General features: G+C 70.3%; 12 protein-coding genes and 1 pseudogene. All 13 read left to right on the plus strand.

What is annotated here, in order from left to right:
* The first annotated feature begins 116 nt into the window (after positions 1-116).
* The 13 genes and pseudogenes from AB8810_RS05450 (at position 117) to tkt (ending at position 15959) form a co-directional block, all read left to right on the plus strand.
* Entirely contained in the window at positions 117-1175 is a 1059-nt protein-coding gene (locus AB8810_RS05450) for a pilus assembly protein PilM (RefSeq protein WP_338123791.1), read from the plus strand.
* Positions 1175-1957, plus strand: a complete 783-nt coding sequence (locus tag AB8810_RS05455; protein WP_369915767.1) for a PilN domain-containing protein — start codon at positions 1175-1177, stop codon at positions 1955-1957. The genes AB8810_RS05450 and AB8810_RS05455 overlap by 1 nt, the downstream gene beginning before the upstream one ends.
* Positions 1954-2628, plus strand: a complete 675-nt coding sequence (locus AB8810_RS05460) for a type 4a pilus biogenesis protein PilO (RefSeq protein WP_179566908.1) — start codon at positions 1954-1956, stop codon at positions 2626-2628. The genes AB8810_RS05455 and AB8810_RS05460 overlap by 4 nt, the downstream gene beginning before the upstream one ends.
* Positions 2625-3164, plus strand: a pseudogene (locus tag AB8810_RS05465) (pilus assembly protein PilP). The gene AB8810_RS05460 and the pseudogene AB8810_RS05465 overlap by 4 nt, the downstream one beginning before the upstream one ends.
* 20 nt (positions 3165-3184) lie before the next feature.
* Complete coding sequence (locus tag AB8810_RS05470; protein ID WP_369915768.1) at positions 3185-5086, plus strand: type IV pilus secretin PilQ; 1902 nt, start codon at positions 3185-3187, stop codon at positions 5084-5086.
* A 178-nt stretch (positions 5087-5264) separates the two neighbouring features.
* Positions 5265-6284 (plus strand): AAA family ATPase, encoded by a 1020-nt coding sequence (locus AB8810_RS05475; protein ID WP_369915769.1) that lies wholly within the window; start codon positions 5265-5267, stop codon positions 6282-6284.
* Positions 6285-6406: 122 nt separating this feature from the next.
* Positions 6407-7336, plus strand: coding sequence for a DUF58 domain-containing protein (locus AB8810_RS05480; RefSeq protein ID WP_369915770.1), 930 nt, complete (start codon positions 6407-6409; stop codon positions 7334-7336).
* On the plus strand, positions 7333-7788 hold the full coding sequence (locus tag AB8810_RS05485) for a DUF4381 family protein (protein ID WP_179566898.1): 456 nt from the start codon (positions 7333-7335) through the stop codon (positions 7786-7788). The genes AB8810_RS05480 and AB8810_RS05485 overlap by 4 nt, the downstream gene beginning before the upstream one ends.
* An 11-nt stretch (positions 7789-7799) precedes the next feature.
* Positions 7800-8816: a VWA domain-containing protein gene (locus tag AB8810_RS05490; RefSeq protein WP_191824584.1), complete on the plus strand. Its 1017-nt coding sequence runs from the start codon at positions 7800-7802 to the stop codon at positions 8814-8816.
* Complete coding sequence (locus AB8810_RS05495; RefSeq protein ID WP_369915771.1) at positions 8813-10627, plus strand: tetratricopeptide repeat protein; 1815 nt, start codon at positions 8813-8815, stop codon at positions 10625-10627. Before AB8810_RS05490 ends, AB8810_RS05495 begins: the two co-directional genes overlap by 4 nt.
* Before the next feature lie 47 nt (positions 10628-10674).
* Positions 10675-12393 (plus strand): BatD family protein, encoded by a 1719-nt coding sequence (locus AB8810_RS05500; RefSeq protein WP_369916624.1) that lies wholly within the window; start codon positions 10675-10677, stop codon positions 12391-12393.
* 119 nt (positions 12394-12512) lie between these two features.
* Positions 12513-13826 (plus strand): dicarboxylate/amino acid:cation symporter, encoded by a 1314-nt coding sequence (locus AB8810_RS05505; RefSeq protein WP_179566894.1) that lies wholly within the window; start codon positions 12513-12515, stop codon positions 13824-13826.
* Between the two features lie 132 nt (positions 13827-13958).
* Positions 13959-15959 (plus strand): transketolase, encoded by a 2001-nt coding sequence (tkt, locus tag AB8810_RS05510; protein WP_369915772.1) that lies wholly within the window; start codon positions 13959-13961, stop codon positions 15957-15959.
* The last annotated feature ends 86 nt before the right edge of the window (positions 15960-16045 follow it).

The following is a 16045-nucleotide window of genomic DNA, read 5'->3' on the forward strand; positions in this document are numbered from 1 at the left end:
GATGCGTTGTGACGTAAGTCGCGACATGTCCAGGGCGGTTGCCAATTGCAAAAAATTTGTTATTAATGCGTGGGCGCAGCATTGCCGTCCAAGTGCCCGTCGGCAGGGGAAAATCCGTGGGGCTTATTCCAAAGAGTCAGCAACCGCTGATCGGTGTCGATATCAGTTCGACCGCGGTCAAGCTGTTGCAGCTGTCCCGTAGCGGCAACCGGTTCCGCGTAGAGCACTACGCCGTGGAACCCCTGCCGCCCAACGCCGTGGTCGAGAAGAACATCGTCGAGGTCGAGGCCGTGGGCGAGGCGATCCGCCGCGCCGTGACCCGTTCCGGCACCCGCGCCAAGCATGCCGCCGCGGCGGTGGCCGGCTCGGCGGTGATCACCAAGCTGATTCCGATGCCGGCCGAGCTCGACGAGAACGAGCTGGAAGCGCAGGTCGAGCTGGAGGCGGTCAACTACATCCCGTACCCGATCGACGAAGTGAACCTGGACTTCGAGGTGCTGGGGATCATCCCCAACAACCCGGAAATGGTGCAGGTGCTGCTGGCCGCGTCGCGCTCGGAGAACGTCGAGCTGCGCCAGTCGGCGCTGGAGCTCGGCGGCCTGGTCGCCAAGGTCATGGACGTGGAGGCCTTCGCGGTCGAGAACGCGTTCGCGCTGGTCGCCAGCGAGCTGCCGGTGGCGGCCGACGGCGTCGTCGCCCTGGTCGATATCGGCGCCACCATGACCACGCTCAACGTGCTGCGCGGCGGACGCAGCCTGTACAGCCGCGAACAGGTGTTCGGCGGCAAGCAGCTGACCGACGAAGTGATGCGCCGCTATGGCCTGACCTACGAGGAAGCCGGCATGGCCAAGCGCCAGGGCGGGTTGCCGGAAAGCTACGAGATCGAGGTGCTGGAGCCGTTCAAGGAAGCCACGGTGCAGCAGATCAGCCGCCTGCTGCAGTTCTTCTACGCCGGCAGCGAATTCAATCGGGTCGACCATATCGTGCTGGCCGGCGGTTGCGCGGCGCTGGCCGGGCTGCCGGAGATGGTCGAGGAACAACTGGGGGTGGCGACCGTGGTCGCCAACCCGCTGGCGCAGATGACCCTGGGGCCGAAGGTCCAGGCGCATGCGCTGGCCCAGGACGCACCGGCGCTGATGATCGCCACCGGCCTGGCTCTGAGGAGCTTCGACTGATGGCAAAAATCAATCTGCTGCCCTGGCGGGCGGAGCGGCGCAAGCAGCGCGAGCGCGAGTTCTACTCGATGCTGGGCTTCGCCGCGCTGGCCGGCGTGCTGCTGGCGCTGCTGATCTGGTTCTACTACGACCGCCAGATCACCGGGCAGAACGAGCGCAATGCCTACCTGCAGACCGAGATCGACAAGGTCAAGGCGCAGAACAAGGAAATCGACAAGCTCGACGAGCAGAAGCGGCGCCTGTTGGCGCGCAAGCGGGTCATCGAGGAACTGCAGGCCAAGCGCTCGCAGATGGTGCACCTGTTCGATTCGCTGGTGCGCACGATCCCCGACGGCGTGGTGCTGACCGCGGTCAAGCAGGAAGGCGACATCCTGACGCTGGAAGGGCGCTCGCAATCCAATGCGCGGGTCAGCGCCTACATGCGCAACCTCGAGGGCTCGGGCTGGATGACCAATCCGGAGCTGTCGGTGATCGAGGCCAAGGCGCAGGACAAGGAGGTCAAGGGGCCGATCGTCGACGCCAAGGCCTTGCCCTACGTGTTCACCCTCAAGGTCAAGCTGCCGGTGCCGGGCGATGGCTCGGACGCGGCGACGGGCGCTGCCGCGCCGGCGCCAGGCGCACCTGCTGCCGCAGCCCCGGTTCCGGGCGCCGCCGCCGCGCCGGCACCCGCTGCCGTTCCCGCGCCTGCCGCGCCGACTGCACCGACTGCACCTGCGACGCCGCCGGCCGCCGCGCCGGCGACGCCAGCGGCCACGCCAGCGCAACAGGGACCGGCGTCATGAGCAAGAAATTCAACGTAAAAGACCTGGACTTCAACAATCTCGGCAACTGGCCGCAGCAGGCCAAGATCGGCTTCTGTGTGCTGGTCACGCTGTTCATCCTGATCCTGTCCTGGTTCCTGCTGCTCAGCGACAAGCGCGACGAGCTGGGAACGCTGGAGCAGAAGGAAACCGAGCTGCGCGCTTCGTTCGAGAAGGAGCAGAGCCGAGCGGTCAATCTGCAGCCGCTGAAGCAGCAGCTGGCGCAGATGGAGCAGGTGCTGCAACAGATGCTGCGGCAGCTGCCGAGCAAGACCGAGATGCCGGACCTGATCATCGACATCTCGCAGACCGCGTTGTCCAGTGGCCTGGCCAACGAGCTGTTCCAGCCGGGCCCGGAGTCGCCGAAGGAGTTCTATGCGGAGAAGCCGATCGCGCTGCGCATGGTCGGCAGCTACCACCAGTTCGGCGCCTTCGTCAGCGGCGTGGCGTCGCTGCCGCGGGTGGTGATCCTGACCATGCACGACATCAATTTGAAGCCCAAGGACAAGAAGGCCGGCATCACCACGCGCGGCGAACTGGAGCTGTCCGGCACGGTCAAGACCTACCGCTATCTGGACGACAAGGAGATGGCGGACCAGGAAAAGGCGGCGGCTGCGGCGAAGAAGGGTTCCAAGCAAGGCGGTGGCGCATGAAGCGGCGGACCAGGGCGTTCGAGTGCTTGGCGGGGCTGGCGCTGGTGGCGCTGCTCGGCGGTTGCGGCCGTGGCGTGACCAGTGGCCCGGGCGAGGCGTCGAACCTGGAGAACTGGGTCAAGGAAGTGCGCGCGCGGCCGGCGTAGCCGCTGGAGCCGCTGCCGGTGATGCAGCAGTTCGAAACCTTCGAGTATGCGGCGCAGGGCCTTCGCGATCCGTTCAGCGATGCCTGGTCGAGTCCGGACGGCAACAACGGCCTGCGCCCGGATCCGAACCGGCGCAAGGAGCCGCTGGAGCAGTTCCCGCTGGACGGCCTGAAGATGGTCGGCACGCTGGGCAACGGCGCGGGCCTGGTGGCGCTGGTGATGGCGCCGGACAAGGTGACGTATCGGGTCCGTCCCGGCATCTACATGGGGCAGAGCGATGGCCGCGTGACCGGGGTGCACGAGGATCGCATCGATTTGATTGAACTGGTGCCGGATGGCGCTGGCGGTTGGCTGGAACGTCCGGCCGCCGTGGCGCTGGACGATCAATGATTGATTATGGGGATAGCACGATGACTTTTTCCAAAGCCCTGAGCCTGCGTCCCATCCGGCGCCACGCGACGGTGCGGCTACGCGCATTGGGGTTGGCGGCGCTGCTGGGAAGTTCGGCCGCGATGGGCGCGGCGCCGGCGGCAACGCCTGCGGCGGGTCCGGCGCAGGCGACGGCGCAGGCACCGGCCAAGCTCACGGTGTCGAAGATCGACTTCAAGCGCGGCGACGGCGATGCGGGGCGGCTGATCCTGCACTTCAGCGGCGCCGGCGCCAGTCCCGACCTGCGCACCCAGGGCAACACCGTGGTGGTCGACGTCGGCAACGCCTCGTTGCCGGCGGAACTGCAGCGTCCGCTCAACGTCACCGACTTCGCCACCCCGGTGCAGCGCATCGACGCCAAGCCGTACGCCGGTGGCGCGCAGCTGGTGTTGAGCACCAACGGCGCCTTCGAGTCGTTGGCTTACCAGTCGGGGAACGAGTACGTGGTGGAGATTTCGCCGCGGACCTCGGCGCCGGCGGTGGGCGCGGTCAGCGCGGCCACGGTCAGCCAGGCGGCGGCGCAGGTCGCCGCGCGCGGCTACAGCGGCCGCCCGGTGACGTTCAACTTCCAGGACGTGCCGGTGCGCACCGTGCTGCAGCTGATCGCCGAGGAATCCAACCTCAACATCGTTGCCTCCGACACCGTGCAGGGCAGCGTCACCCTGCGCCTGGTCAACGTGCCGTGGGACCAGGCGCTGGACATCGTGTTGCGCGCCAAGGGCCTGGACAAGCGCCGCGACGGCGCCGTGGTCTGGGTCGCGCCGCAGCAGGAACTGGCCAAGTTCGAGCAGGACAAGGAAGACGCGCGGATCGCGATCGAGAACCGCGAGGACCTGAGCACCGACTACATCCAGATCAACTACCACAGCGCCACCACGATCTTCAAAGCGCTGACCGAGGCCAAGGGGATCGGTGGCGGCGGCGGTGGCGGCGGTGGCGGTGGCGGTGGCAGCGGTCAGACCGACAACGGCTTCCTGTCGCCGCGGGGGCGCATCGTCGCCGACGAGCGCACCAACACGCTGATGATCAGCGACATCCCGAAGAAGATCGCGCAGATGCGCGAGCTGATCAACGTGATCGACCGTCCGGTCGACCAGGTGCTGATCGAGGGACGCATCGTCATCGCCACCGATACCTTCGCCCGCGACCTGGGCGCCAAGTTCGGCATCGGCGGCACCCATACCTACGGCGACAACACCGCGACCGTCGGCAGCGGCGCGACCGGCGGCGGCACCGCGGCCACGCGCGGGCTCAACGTCGATCTGGGCGGCACCACTTTCACCAATGCGACGACCTTGCCTAGCCTGGCCTATACGCTGCTCGGATCCAACTTCAACCTGGATCTGGAGCTATCGGCGCTGCAGGAAGAGGGCCGTGGCGAAGTGATCTCCAACCCGCGTATCGTCACCTCCAATCAGCGCGAGGCCGTGATCAAGCAGGGCAAGGAAATCGGCTACGTCACCATTACCGGCGGCACCGCCGGGACTGCGGCGACGCCGAACGTGCAGTTCAAGGAAGTGGTGCTGGAGCTGAAGGTCACCCCGACCATCACCGACGACAATCGCGTTTTCCTGAACATGAACGTGAAGAAAGACGAGGTCGACCAGTACCGCGTGCTCGAAGGCTACGGCACCATCCCGGAAATCAATCGCCGCGAGGTCAATACCGCGGTGCTGGTGGACGACGGCCAGACCGTGGTGATCGGCGGCGTGTACGAGTTCACCGACCGCAACAGCATTTCCAAGGTGCCGTTCCTGGGCGATATCCCGTTCCTGGGCAATCTGTTCAAGAAGCGCGGCCGCAGCAAGAGCAAGGCCGAATTGCTGATCTTCGTGACCCCGAAGGTGATGCGCGTGGCCAAGCGCGCGCCTGCCGCCGGCTGACGCGCCGGCCGTGCCGAAAGACGGCGCGCCTGCCAACAACCACGGTAGCCTCGAGACGGGAGAAGCCTCTGCTTCTCCCGTCGTCGTTTGTGCCGGCGGATGAGGCAAATCTGAATTTGCGGCCGATTGTTGCGCCGGGCGCAGAACCATTTCACCGCCGATGGGTCAAACTCGGCACATGAACACCACGCCCTCCAGCTTCGATCCCACTCCCGCCGCGTCCGAGCAGCAGCGCCTGCATGCGGCGTTCCTCGCCCTGCGCGACGGCCTGTCCGCAACCATCGTCGGCCAGTCCGCGTTGGTGGAGCGCTTGCTGATCGCGCTGCTCGCCGATGGCCACCTGCTGGTCGAAGGCGCGCCGGGCCTGGCCAAGACCACCGCGATCCGCGCGCTGGCCGCGCGGCTGGAGGCGGATTTCGCCCGTGTCCAGTTCACCCCGGACCTGTTGCCGGCCGACCTGACCGGGACCGAGGTCTGGCGCCCGCAGGAAAGCCGCTTCGAGTTCCTGCCCGGGCCGATCTTCCATCCGATCCTGCTTGCCGACGAGATCAACCGCGCGCCGGCCAAGGTGCAGTCGGCGTTGCTGGAAGCCATGGGCGAGCGCCAGGTCACCGTCGGCCGGCATACCTATGCGCTGCCGAAGCTGTTCCTGGTGATGGCCACGCAGAACCCGATCGAGCAGGAAGGCACGTTCCCGCTGCCGGAAGCGCAGTTGGACCGGTTCCTGATGCACGTGCGGATCGGCTATCCGGAGGCCGCCGCCGAGGCCGAGATCCTGCGCCTGGCGCGCGAGCGTGCGCGCGAAACCCTGGACCATGGCGAGGCGCCGCCGCCGCGGATGCCGCTGGACGACGTGTTCGCCGCGCGGCGCGCGGTGCTGTCGCTGCACATGGCGCCGCCGCTGGAGCGCTATCTGATCGAACTGGTGCTGGCCTCGCGCGATGCCAGCGGCTACGACCCGGCACTGGCACGGCGCATCGCCTGGGGCGCGAGCCCGCGCGGCTCGATCGCGCTGGAGCGCTGCGCGCGCGCACGTGCCTGGTTGGCGGGACGCGATTTCGTCACCCCGGACGACGTACGTGCGGTGGCGCCGGACGTGTTGCGCCATCGCGTGCTGCCCAGCTACGAGGCCACGGCCGAGGGCTGGGATGGCGATCGTCTGGTCGCCGCGCTGCTGGACAAGGTGCCGCCGCCTTGAGCGAGCGGCAGCGCCAATCCGGGCGGCCGCAGCGCCGCAGCACGCCGGTGCATCGCGCCGCCGTGCGGCCAGCGCGCGGCAGCGTGGCGCAGGCGAGGTAAGCGACGATGGCGGTGCAGGTGATGCCTCCGCAGACGCTGCGCGCCGACGCCGCGACCGGCGCGGACGGCGTGCGGCCGACCCTGGCCGAGCTGGTGGCGCTGCGCGCCACGGTGGCGCGGGTGCCGCCGCCGCGGCGCGGCCGCCATGGCCTCAGCGGCAGTGCGCCGGCGGCGCTGCGCGGTCGCGGCATGGAGTATGCCGAGTCGCGCGAATACGTGGCCGGCGACGATGTCCGCCATATCGACTGGCGGCTCACCGCGCGCAGCGGGCGCACCCATACCAAGCTATTCCAGGCCGAGCGCGAGCGGCTCAGCCTGATCGTGGCCGATACCGCGCCGACGCTGTATTTCGGCACCCGCGTGCGCTTCAAGTCGGTGCAGGCGGCACGTGCGGGGGCGGTGGCGGCGTGGACCGCACAGCGCCAGGGCGACCGCCTGGCCGCCTTGCGCGGCAGCCGCAGCGAGGCGCCGGTACCGCCGGCGGCCGGGCCGCGCGGCGCCTTGCGCGTACTCGACGCGCTGGCGCGCTGGTACGCGCAGCCGCCGCAGGACGATGCCGGCCTCGGCGTGGCGCTGGAACATGCGGCCAAGCTGCTGCGGCCGGGCTCGCGGCTGGTGGTGCTGGCCGATCCGGCCAGCGCGAATGCGATTCCGGCGGCGCGCTGGGCCGGGCTGGCGCTGCACAACGACGTGGTGCTGCTGCTGTTGGCCGACGCGCTGGAACTGCAGCCGCCGCGGGCGGCGCTGCCGTTCTGGGCCGGCGGGCGCCGGGTGGAAATCGATTTGCAGGCGGCCAGCGCGCAACAGCGCTGGCACGAACAATTCGTCGCGCCGCTGGAAACCCTGGCGGCCGAACTGCCCGGCCGCGGCGTGCAGGTGCGCGTGCTGCGCAGCGACGCGGCCAGCGAATCCTGGCTGCTGCCGGTGCCCGGCGGGAGCGCGCCGCGATGACGCCGCAACAACTGCCGCTGCGCGACGTGCATCTGCCGCCGGCGCCGCCGTGGTGGCCGCCGGCGCCAGGCTGGTTGCTGCTTGGCGCAGCGGTGGTGTTGGCGCTGGGCATCGCGCTCGGCCTGTGGGCCTGGCGGCGCGCGCGGCGGCGCCGCTGGCAGCGCCAGTTCGATGCGGCGCTCGCCACCGGCGCGGCGCCGGCGCAGGTGGCCGCCGTGTCGGAACTGCTGCGCCGCGCGGCGCGGCGGCGCGACCCGGGCGCCGCCGCGTTGCAGGGCGAGCCATGGCTGCGCTTCCTGGACGGCGGCAAGCGCCAGGACTTCTCTGCGGGACCGGGCCGCGTGCTGCTCGATGGCGGCTATCGGCGCGAACTGGATCATGCGCAACTGCAAGCGCTGCTGCCGCTGGCGCGGCGCCGCTTCCTCGAGCTGATGGGCGGGCGTCGCGCGTGATGGCGATGAGCATGCTTTCGCTGCACTGGCAAAACCTCAGCGATCTGCTTGCCGGGTTCGCCTGGCCGTGGATGTGGCTGGCGATGCCGTTGCCGCTGCTGGCGCGCCTGTTGCTGCCGGCGCAGCGCGGCAGCGCGCCGGCCTTGCGCGTGCCGTACGGCGCCCAGTTGCAGGCGGTGGCGGCTGCGCCCGCGCGCGGCGGTCTGTGGCGGGTCGGCCTGTGGCTGACATGGCTGGCCTGGTTCTGCCTGTGCGGTGCGGCGGCGCGGCCGCTGCAACTGGGCGAGCCGATCTCGCCGCCGCAGCAGGCGCGGCAACTGATGCTGGCGGTGGACCTGTCCGGCAGCATGAGCGAGCCGGACATGACCCTGGGCGGGCGCGTGGTGGATCGGTTGACCGCGGCCAAGGCGGTGCTGGCCGACTTCCTCGACCGCCGCGACGGCGACCGTATCGGCCTGCTGGTGTTCGGCCAGCAGGCGTATGCGCTGACCCCGCTGACCGCCGACCTGGCGACGGTGCGCGATCAGTTGCGCGACAGCGTGGTCGGCCTGGCCGGACGCGAGACCGCGCTCGGCGACGCGATCGCGCTGTCGGTCAAGCGCCTGCGCGAGCAGCCGCAGGGCGACCGGGTGCTCATCGTGCTGACCGATGGCGTCAACACCGCCGGCGTGCTGGAACCGATCAAGGCGGCGGAGCTGGCCAAGGCCGAACACGTGCGTGTCTACACCATCGCCTTCGGCGGCGCCGGCGGCTATTCGCTGTTCGGCTTGCCGATGCCCGGTGGCGGCGGCGACGACCAGGTCGACGAGGACACCTTGCGCAAGATCGCGCAGGACACCGGCGGCCGTTTCTTCCGCGCCCGCGATACCGACCAGCTGGTGTCGATCTATGCGGAACTGGAGCGCCTGGAACCGGTGCGTTCGGCCGGCCCGGCGGTACGCCCGCGGATCGAGCGCTATGCGTGGCCGCTGGGCGCGGCGCTGCTGCTGGGACTGATCGCCTTCGTGTGGCCCTGGAGGCGGCAATGAACGCGGTGCTCGGTTTCCTGGAGGCGTTGCACCTGCTGCGTCCGCAGTGGCTGTGGGCGTTGTCGTTGCTGCCGTTGCTGGGTTGGAGCTGGCTGCGCCGGCGCCGGCGCCGCAATGTGTGGCGACACAATGTGGACGCGCATCTGCTGCCGCATCTGCTGGCGAAGGAGGATGGCCGCCAATCGCTGTCCGGGTTGTGGCTGGCCGCGCTCGGTTACGTGCTTGCGGTCGTGGCGCTGTCCGGGCCGAGCTGGCGCCAGGAACAGCAGCCGCTGTGGCAGTCGCGCACGCCGCTGGTGATCGCGCTGGATCTGTCGCCGCGGATCGAGGCCGGCGACCTGCCGCCGTCGCGCCTGCTGCAGGCGCGCGCCAAGCTGGCGACGCTGCTGCGCGAGCGTGCCGGCGGCGAAGTCGCGTTGCTGGCCTACGCCGGCGAACCCTACACCGTCGCGCCGCTGACCGACGACGCGGCCAACGTCGCCCTGTTCCTGGATGCGCTGTCGCCGCAGGTGATGCCGGCGCCCGGGCAGCGCACCGACCTGGCGATCGATTGGGCGGCACAGCTGCTGCGCCAGGCCGGTTTCACCCGCGGCGACATCCTGTTGCTCAGCGACCAGGCCGACGCGCAGGCGCAGCAGGCCGCGTCGCGCGCGGCCGGGCAGGGCTACCGGGTGTCGGCGCTGGGATTGGGAACCACGCAGGGCGCGGCCTATCGCGATGGCCAGGGCGGCGTCGGCCACGCGCAACTGGATCCCGGCTCGCTGCAAGCGCTGGCGAGCGCCGGCAACGGCCGCTACGCCGCGCTGACGCCCACCGATGCCGATCTGCGCGAGCTGGGCGTGCTGCAACCGGCGCAGCAGCAGGACGCGACGGCCGCCGGCGAGCACAGTGGACGGGTCTGGGTGGATCAGGGCTATTGGCTGCTGCCGCCGCTGTTGCTGCTGGCGCTGTTCGCGTTCCGCCGCCGCGGTGGCGCTGCGTTGCTGCTGGTGTTGCTGCTGCCGTTGGCGATGCCGCTGCCGGCGCGTGCGGCGGCGGCCGAGGCGGTCGGCGGCGATTGGTGGCGGCGTGCCGACCAGGTGCGCCAGCAGCGTCTGGACGCGGGCGTGCAGGCCTATCGCAAGGGCGATTTCGCCGCCGCGCAACAGCAGTTCGAGGGCATCGACAGCGACCAGGGCTGGTACAACCTGGGCAATGCCTTGGCCCGCCAGGGCCGCTACGACGAGGCGATCGACGCCTACGACAAGGCGTTGCGGCAGCATCCGCAGATGGCCGATGCGGTCGCCAACCGCGCCGCGGTCGATGCCGCGCGCAAGCGCCAGTCCGGGCAGAACGACTCCGGGCAGAACAAGCCGGGACAGCAGGGCAAGGACCAATCGCAGCAGAACCAGAAGGGCCAGCCGCAGCCGGGCGCCGGCGGCGCGCCCAAGGGCCAGGACCCGTCGCAGGCCAAGGCGCCGTCGCCCGCGGATGCGCAAGGCCAGCCGGGACAGAAGAATGCGCCATCGCAGGCGGGGTCCAAGGACAAGGATGCGCCGCCGCCGGGGCCACCGAAGCCGGGCGATGCGCAGGCGCAGCAGCAGGCCGACGCGGCGCAGCGCCAGCAGATGCAGCAGGCGATGGCGCAGCAGGGCGCGGCAGGCAAGGAGGCGGCCGCACGCGCCGCCGCGGCCGCCGCGGAAACCCCGCAGCAGCGCGAACAGCGCCAGGCGGTGGAGGCGTGGCTGCGGCGGGTACCGGACGATCCGGGCAACCTGCTGCGCGCCAAATTCAAGCTCGAACACGAACGCAGGCAGCGGGAAGGACCATGATCGAACGCAAGCAACGCCGCTGGCGCCGGGACGCGTCCGCCACGCGGATGCGGTCGGCGATGCTGACCCTGTGGGCGGGGCTGCTGCTGGCCACGCTGGCGCTGCCGGCCGCGGCCGCCACCCGCGCCTGGCTGGACCGCGACAGCATCGGCGCCGGCGAGAGCGTCACCCTCAACATCGAGACCGACCAGGGCCTGGCGGCGCCGGAGTACGCGCCGCTGCGCGCGCAGTTCGCGCTCAGCGACGAGGTCAACAGCCGGCAGATGCAGATGGTCAACGGCCAGGTCACGGCCAAGTCGCTGTTCGGCGTGGCGCTGACCCCGCGCGGCACCGGCACGCTCGACATCCCGTCGTTGCGCGTGGGCAACGAGCGCACCGCACCGCTGCGGCTGCAGGTCGCCGCGGCCGCGCCGGCGCCGGCCGGCAGCACCCGCGCCGGCGATCCGGCGCAGCTCGGCAACGCCGACGTGTTCGTGCAGACCGTGGCCGACGACGCGCAGCCGTATGTGCAGCAGAGCGTGGGCGTGGTGGTGCGGCTGTATCTGGGCGTGCCGCTGACCTCGGGCGAACTGGACCTGGATCCGCCGGCCGGCGCCGCGCTGCAGCGCGTCGGCGACGATGTCCAGAGCCGGCGCGAGATCGACGGACGCATGTTCACCATCGTCGAGCGCCGCTACCTGCTGGTGCCCGAGCGCAGCGGGCCGTTGACGCTGCCCGGCGCGCGCTTCCGCGGCCGCGGTCCCAGCGGCTTCTTCGACGATTATTTCGGCCGCGGCGGCGACCTCAGCGCGCGCAGTGCGGCGCAGACCCTGCAGGTGCGCGCGCAACCGGCCAATGCGCCGCAGCCGTGGCTGCCGCTGCACGACCTGCGCCTGCGCTACACCGCCACGCCGCAACGTGCGGCGGTGGGCGAGGCGGCCGACATCGTGGTCGAGGCCAGCGCGCGCGGCGCCACCCAGGCGCAGTTCCCGGAACTGCCGACGCCGAGCGTCGATGGCGCGCAGGTGTTCGCCGAACCGCCGCAGTTCGACGAGACGTTCGTCGACGGCAGCCCGCAACTGAAGATCACCCGGCGCTACTCGATCGTGCCGCAAACCGCGGGGCCGTTGCGGGTCAGCGGGCTGCGCGTGCCGTGGTGGGACGTGGCGGCCGGCAGTGCGCGCGAGGCCAGCTTGCCCGATCTGGACCTGCAGGTGCTGCCCGGGCGTGCCGCACCCGTCGCGCCGGCCGCGCCGGCCAGCGCAGCGGTGCCGCGCGTGGACGCCGCGCCGGCCGGCAACGCGGTGACACCGACCCACGCGGTGTCCGGGTGGGCCGGGTCGTTGCCGCTGTGGATGGCGCTTGCCGCGCTGTTCGCGCTGTTGTGGCTGGCGACGCTGGTCTGGGCCTGGCGGCGCAGCCGCGGTGCGCGTGCACCGGCCGGCGCACACGCTGCGCCGGCTGCGGCGGGCGCTGCGCCACGCGCCCGCTACGGCCTGCCCGACCTGCGCAAGGCACTGGATGCCGGCGGCCTGGACGAGGTCGCGGCGATCCTGTGCGCGCAGGCCGGCGTCGCCGATCTCGATGCGCTGCTGACCCGCCTGGACGATCCGGCGCAACGCGAGGCGGTGCTGCGCCTGCAACGCGCGCGTTGGGGCGGTGCCGGCGATGTGCCTGGCGCGCGCGCCGCGCTGCGCCAGGCGTTCTGGGCCGGGCCGCGCTGGCGCGACGCGCCGCGCAAGCACGGCAAGGACGAACTGCCGCCGCTGTATCCGCGCGACGCGTAAGCAGCGTCGGCGCGGGCCTGGGCGACGCGGCCCGCAGCGCACTCGCCAGGTGGCGCGGGCTTGCGGCCCGCCGGTGCGGGTTTGTTAAGCTCGGGGTTCCCTTCTGCAAGGCACACACCATGACCGACACCCCCGTGAAGGCCAAGACCGGCATGCCTTTGCATTGGAAAATGGCGATCGGCTTCGCTGTCGGGCTGGTGTTCGGTCTGGCCGTGCACATGAGCGTGGGCGGCGATGCGGCCTGGGTGCAGGCGCTGACCACCTACCTGACCACGCCGTTGTCCAAGCTGTTCCTCAGCCTGATCTTCATGCTGATCGTGCCGTTGCTGTTCTCGGCGCTGGTGATGGGGATTTCCGAGATGGGCGACATCCGCGCGCTGGGCCGGATCGGCTGGAAGACGCTCGGCTATACGGTGGTGCTGTCGGGGATCGCGGTGCTGCTCGGGCTGGTGCTGGTCAACGTGCTCAAGCCGGGCATCGGCGTGGACCACGCACTGGCGCAGCAACTGCTGCAGCAGAACGCGGAGCGCGCCGCGCAGATCGTCGACCAGAGCAAGCAGCAGCCGCGCGGCATGGACATGCTGCTGGCGATCGTGCCCGACAACGTGGTCGCCGCCGCCTCCAGCAACGGCGCGATCCTGTCGCTGATGTTCTTCGCGGTGATGTTCGGCGTGGGCATGGTGCTCAGCGACGATGCCAAGGTGGCGACGCTGCGGCGCGGCATCGAGGGCATCTTCGAGATCTCGATGACCCTGATCGGGCTGGTGATCCGTCTGGCGCCGTACGCGGTGGCCTGCTTCATGTTCAACCTGGCGGCGCTGTTCGGCTTCGAACTGCTGATCCGGCTCGGCGCCTACGTCGGCGTGGTGGTGCTGGCGCTGGGCCTGCACATGGTGGTGACCTACGGGCTGGCGGTGAAGTTGGCCGGGCGCTCGCCGCTGGCGTTCTTCCGCGCCACCCGCGAGGCCACGGTGATGGCGTTCTCCACCGCTTCCAGCAACGCCACCTTGCCCACCGCGCTGCGCGTGGCCGACGAGATGGGCCTGCCGAGCAAGGTGTCGCGCTTCGTGCTGACCGTCGGCGCCACCGCCAACCAGAACGGTACCGCGCTGTTCGAGGGCGTCACCGTGATCTTCCTCGCCCAGTTCTTCGGCGTGGAGTTGAGCATCGCGCAGCAGTTCATGGTGATGCTGGTGTGCATCCTCGGCGGCATCGGCACCGCCGGCGTGCCGTCCGGCTCGCTGCCGGTGGTGGCGCTGATCTGCGCAATGGTCGGGGTGGACCCGGTCGGCATCGGCATGATCCTGGGCGTCAACCATTTCCTGGACATGTGCCGCACGGCGCTGAACGTGACCGGCGACCTGGCGCTGACCACCCTGGTGGCGAAGGGCGAGGGGGACGACGCCGCGCCACGGGCGGCCGCGGTCGGCTGATCGGCCGGTCGCGGCGGCGTTCCAGGCCGCCGCCGCCGCGGGTCCAGGTCCGGTGACTGTCCTGCGCCCCGGGCTGTGGGACAATGGTGGACCCGACGCCCCCGCGCCCGCTCCCGGTCCAATAGAACCCACATGACGACGCCTACCCGCCGCCAGCTCGCCAACGCGATCCGCTTCCTCGCCGCCGATGCGGTCGAGGCCGCCAAGTCCGGCCATCCCGGCATGCCGATGGGCATGGCCGACATCGCCGAAGTGCTGTGGAACGACTTCCTCAGCCACAACCCGAACAATCCGAAGTGGTTCAACCGCGACCGCTTCGTGCTCTCCAACGGCCACGGGTCGATGCTGCAGTACGCGCTGCTGCACCTGTCCGGCTACGACCTGCCGCTGGACCAGCTGAAGCGCTTCCGCCAGCTGCACAGCAAGACCGCCGGCCACCCCGAGCGCAGCGAGACCCCCGGGGTGGAGACCACCACCGGTCCGCTCGGCCAGGGCTTCGCCAACGCGGTCGGCTTCGCGCTGGCCGAGAAGCTGCTGGCGCAGCGCTACAACCGCCCCGAGCACCAGATCGTCGACCACCGCACCTGGGTGTTCATGGGCGACGGCTGCATGATGGAAGGCATCTCCCACGAAGCCGCCTCGCTGGCCGGCACCTGGGGCCTGGGCAAGCTGGTCGCGTTCTGGGACAACAACCATATCTCCATCGACGGCAACACCGCCGGCTGGTTCAGCGACAACACTCCGGCGCGGTTCGAGGCCTATGGCTGGCACGTGCTGCGCGATGTCGACGGGCAGGATGCCGACGCGATCAAGGCCGCGATCGAGGCCGCCATCGGCGAGAGCGACAAGCCGACCCTGATCTGCTGCCGCACCACCATCGGCTTCGGTGCGCCGAGCAAGGCCGGCAAGGAATCCTCGCACGGCGCGCCGCTGGGCAAGGACGAGCTGGAAGGCGCGCGCAAGGCGCTGCAGTGGCCGTACGGCCCGTTCGAGATCCCGCAGGAGATCTACGACGGCTGGCGCGCCGGTGGCGCCGGCACGCTGCGCCAGGCCGAGTGGGAGCAGGCGTTCGACAAGTACGCCAAGCAGTTCCCGGCCGAGGCCGCGGAGCTGACCCGCCGCTCGCACGGCGAACTGCCGGAGGACTTCATCGCCCAGGCCGACGCCTACATCGCCAAGCAGGCGAGCGAGGCGCAGACCATCGCCTCGCGCAAGGCCTCGCAGATGGCGATCGAAGCCTTCGCGCCGCTGCTGCCGGAACTGGTCGGCGGCTCGGCCGACCTGGCGCATTCCAACCTGACCCTGTGGAAGGCCAGCAAGTCGGTCGCCACCGACGACCCGAACGCCAACTACGTGTACTACGGCGTGCGCGAGTTCGGCATGACCGCGATCGCCAATGGGCTTGCGCTGCATGGCGGCTTCATCCCGTTCGACGCCACCTTCCTGGTGTTCAGCGACTACGCACGCAACGGCGTGCGCATGAGCGCGTTGAACCCGGCGCATGCGATTCACGTGTACACCCACGATTCGATCGGCCTGGGCGAGGACGGCCCGACCCATCAGCCGGTGGAACACCTGGCCTCGTTGCGCTACATCCCCAACAACGACGTGTGGCGCCCGTGCGACACGGTCGAGTCGGCGGTGAGCTGGAAGGCCGCGATCACCCGCCAGGACGGCCCGAGCTGCCTGGTGTTCAGCCGCCAGAACCTGCCGTTCCAGGCGCGCAGCGACGCGCAGATCAAGCAGATCGAACGCGGCGGCTACGTGCTGGCCGATGCCGAGGGCGGCGCGCCGGACGTGATCCTGATCGGCACCGGTTCGGAAGTGGGCCTGGCCGTGGACGCGAAGAAGGTGCTGGATGCCGCGGGCCTGAAGACCCGCGTGGTGTCGATGCCGTCGACCGACGTGTTCGACCGCCAGGATGCGGCCTATCGCGAATCGGTGCTGCCGAACGCGGTGCGCAAGCGGGTGGCGGTGGAGGCCGGCGTCACCGGTTTCTGGCGCAAGTACGTGGGCCTGGACGGCGCGGTGGTCGGCATCGACACCTTCGGCGCCTCGGCACCGGCCGACGAGTTGTACAAGTACTTCGAGATCACCGCCGAGCACGTGGTCGCGGCGGCGAAGGCGTTGTAACGCAGCGTCTTCCGCGGCAACGAGAAAGGCCGGCGCAAGCCGGCCTTTTTCTTGCGTGCGTTGTTGCGCAATTCAGGCGCGTCCCC

Origin of the sequence: Xanthomonas sp. NCPPB 3005, assembly GCF_041228095.2 — a bacterium.
GTDB classification, from domain to species: domain Bacteria; phylum Pseudomonadota; class Gammaproteobacteria; order Xanthomonadales; family Xanthomonadaceae; genus Xanthomonas_A; species Xanthomonas_A bonasiae.

Bases quoted from the DNA above. Each gene is read 5' to 3' on its own strand.
- AB8810_RS05505 (WP_179566894.1), top strand. From the start codon at position 12,513: ATGACCGACACCCCCGTGAAGGCCAAGACCGGCATGCCTTTGCATTGG.
- AB8810_RS05470 (WP_369915768.1), top strand. From the start codon at position 3,185: ATGACTTTTTCCAAAGCCCTGAGCCTGCGTCCCATCCGGCGCCACGCG.
- AB8810_RS05495 (WP_369915771.1), top strand. From the start codon at position 8,813: ATGAACGCGGTGCTCGGTTTCCTGGAGGCGTTGCACCTGCTGCGTCCG.
- tkt (WP_369915772.1), top strand. From the start codon at position 13,959: ATGACGACGCCTACCCGCCGCCAGCTCGCCAACGCGATCCGCTTCCTC.
- AB8810_RS05500 (WP_369916624.1), top strand. From the start codon at position 10,675: ATGCGGTCGGCGATGCTGACCCTGTGGGCGGGGCTGCTGCTGGCCACG.
- AB8810_RS05475 (WP_369915769.1), top strand. From the start codon at position 5,265: ATGAACACCACGCCCTCCAGCTTCGATCCCACTCCCGCCGCGTCCGAG.
- AB8810_RS05460 (WP_179566908.1), top strand. From the start codon at position 1,954: ATGAGCAAGAAATTCAACGTAAAAGACCTGGACTTCAACAATCTCGGC.
- AB8810_RS05490 (WP_191824584.1), top strand. From the start codon at position 7,800: ATGCTTTCGCTGCACTGGCAAAACCTCAGCGATCTGCTTGCCGGGTTC.
- AB8810_RS05455 (WP_369915767.1), top strand. From the start codon at position 1,175: ATGGCAAAAATCAATCTGCTGCCCTGGCGGGCGGAGCGGCGCAAGCAG.
- AB8810_RS05480 (WP_369915770.1), top strand. From the start codon at position 6,407: ATGCCTCCGCAGACGCTGCGCGCCGACGCCGCGACCGGCGCGGACGGC.
- AB8810_RS05485 (WP_179566898.1), top strand. From the start codon at position 7,333: ATGACGCCGCAACAACTGCCGCTGCGCGACGTGCATCTGCCGCCGGCG.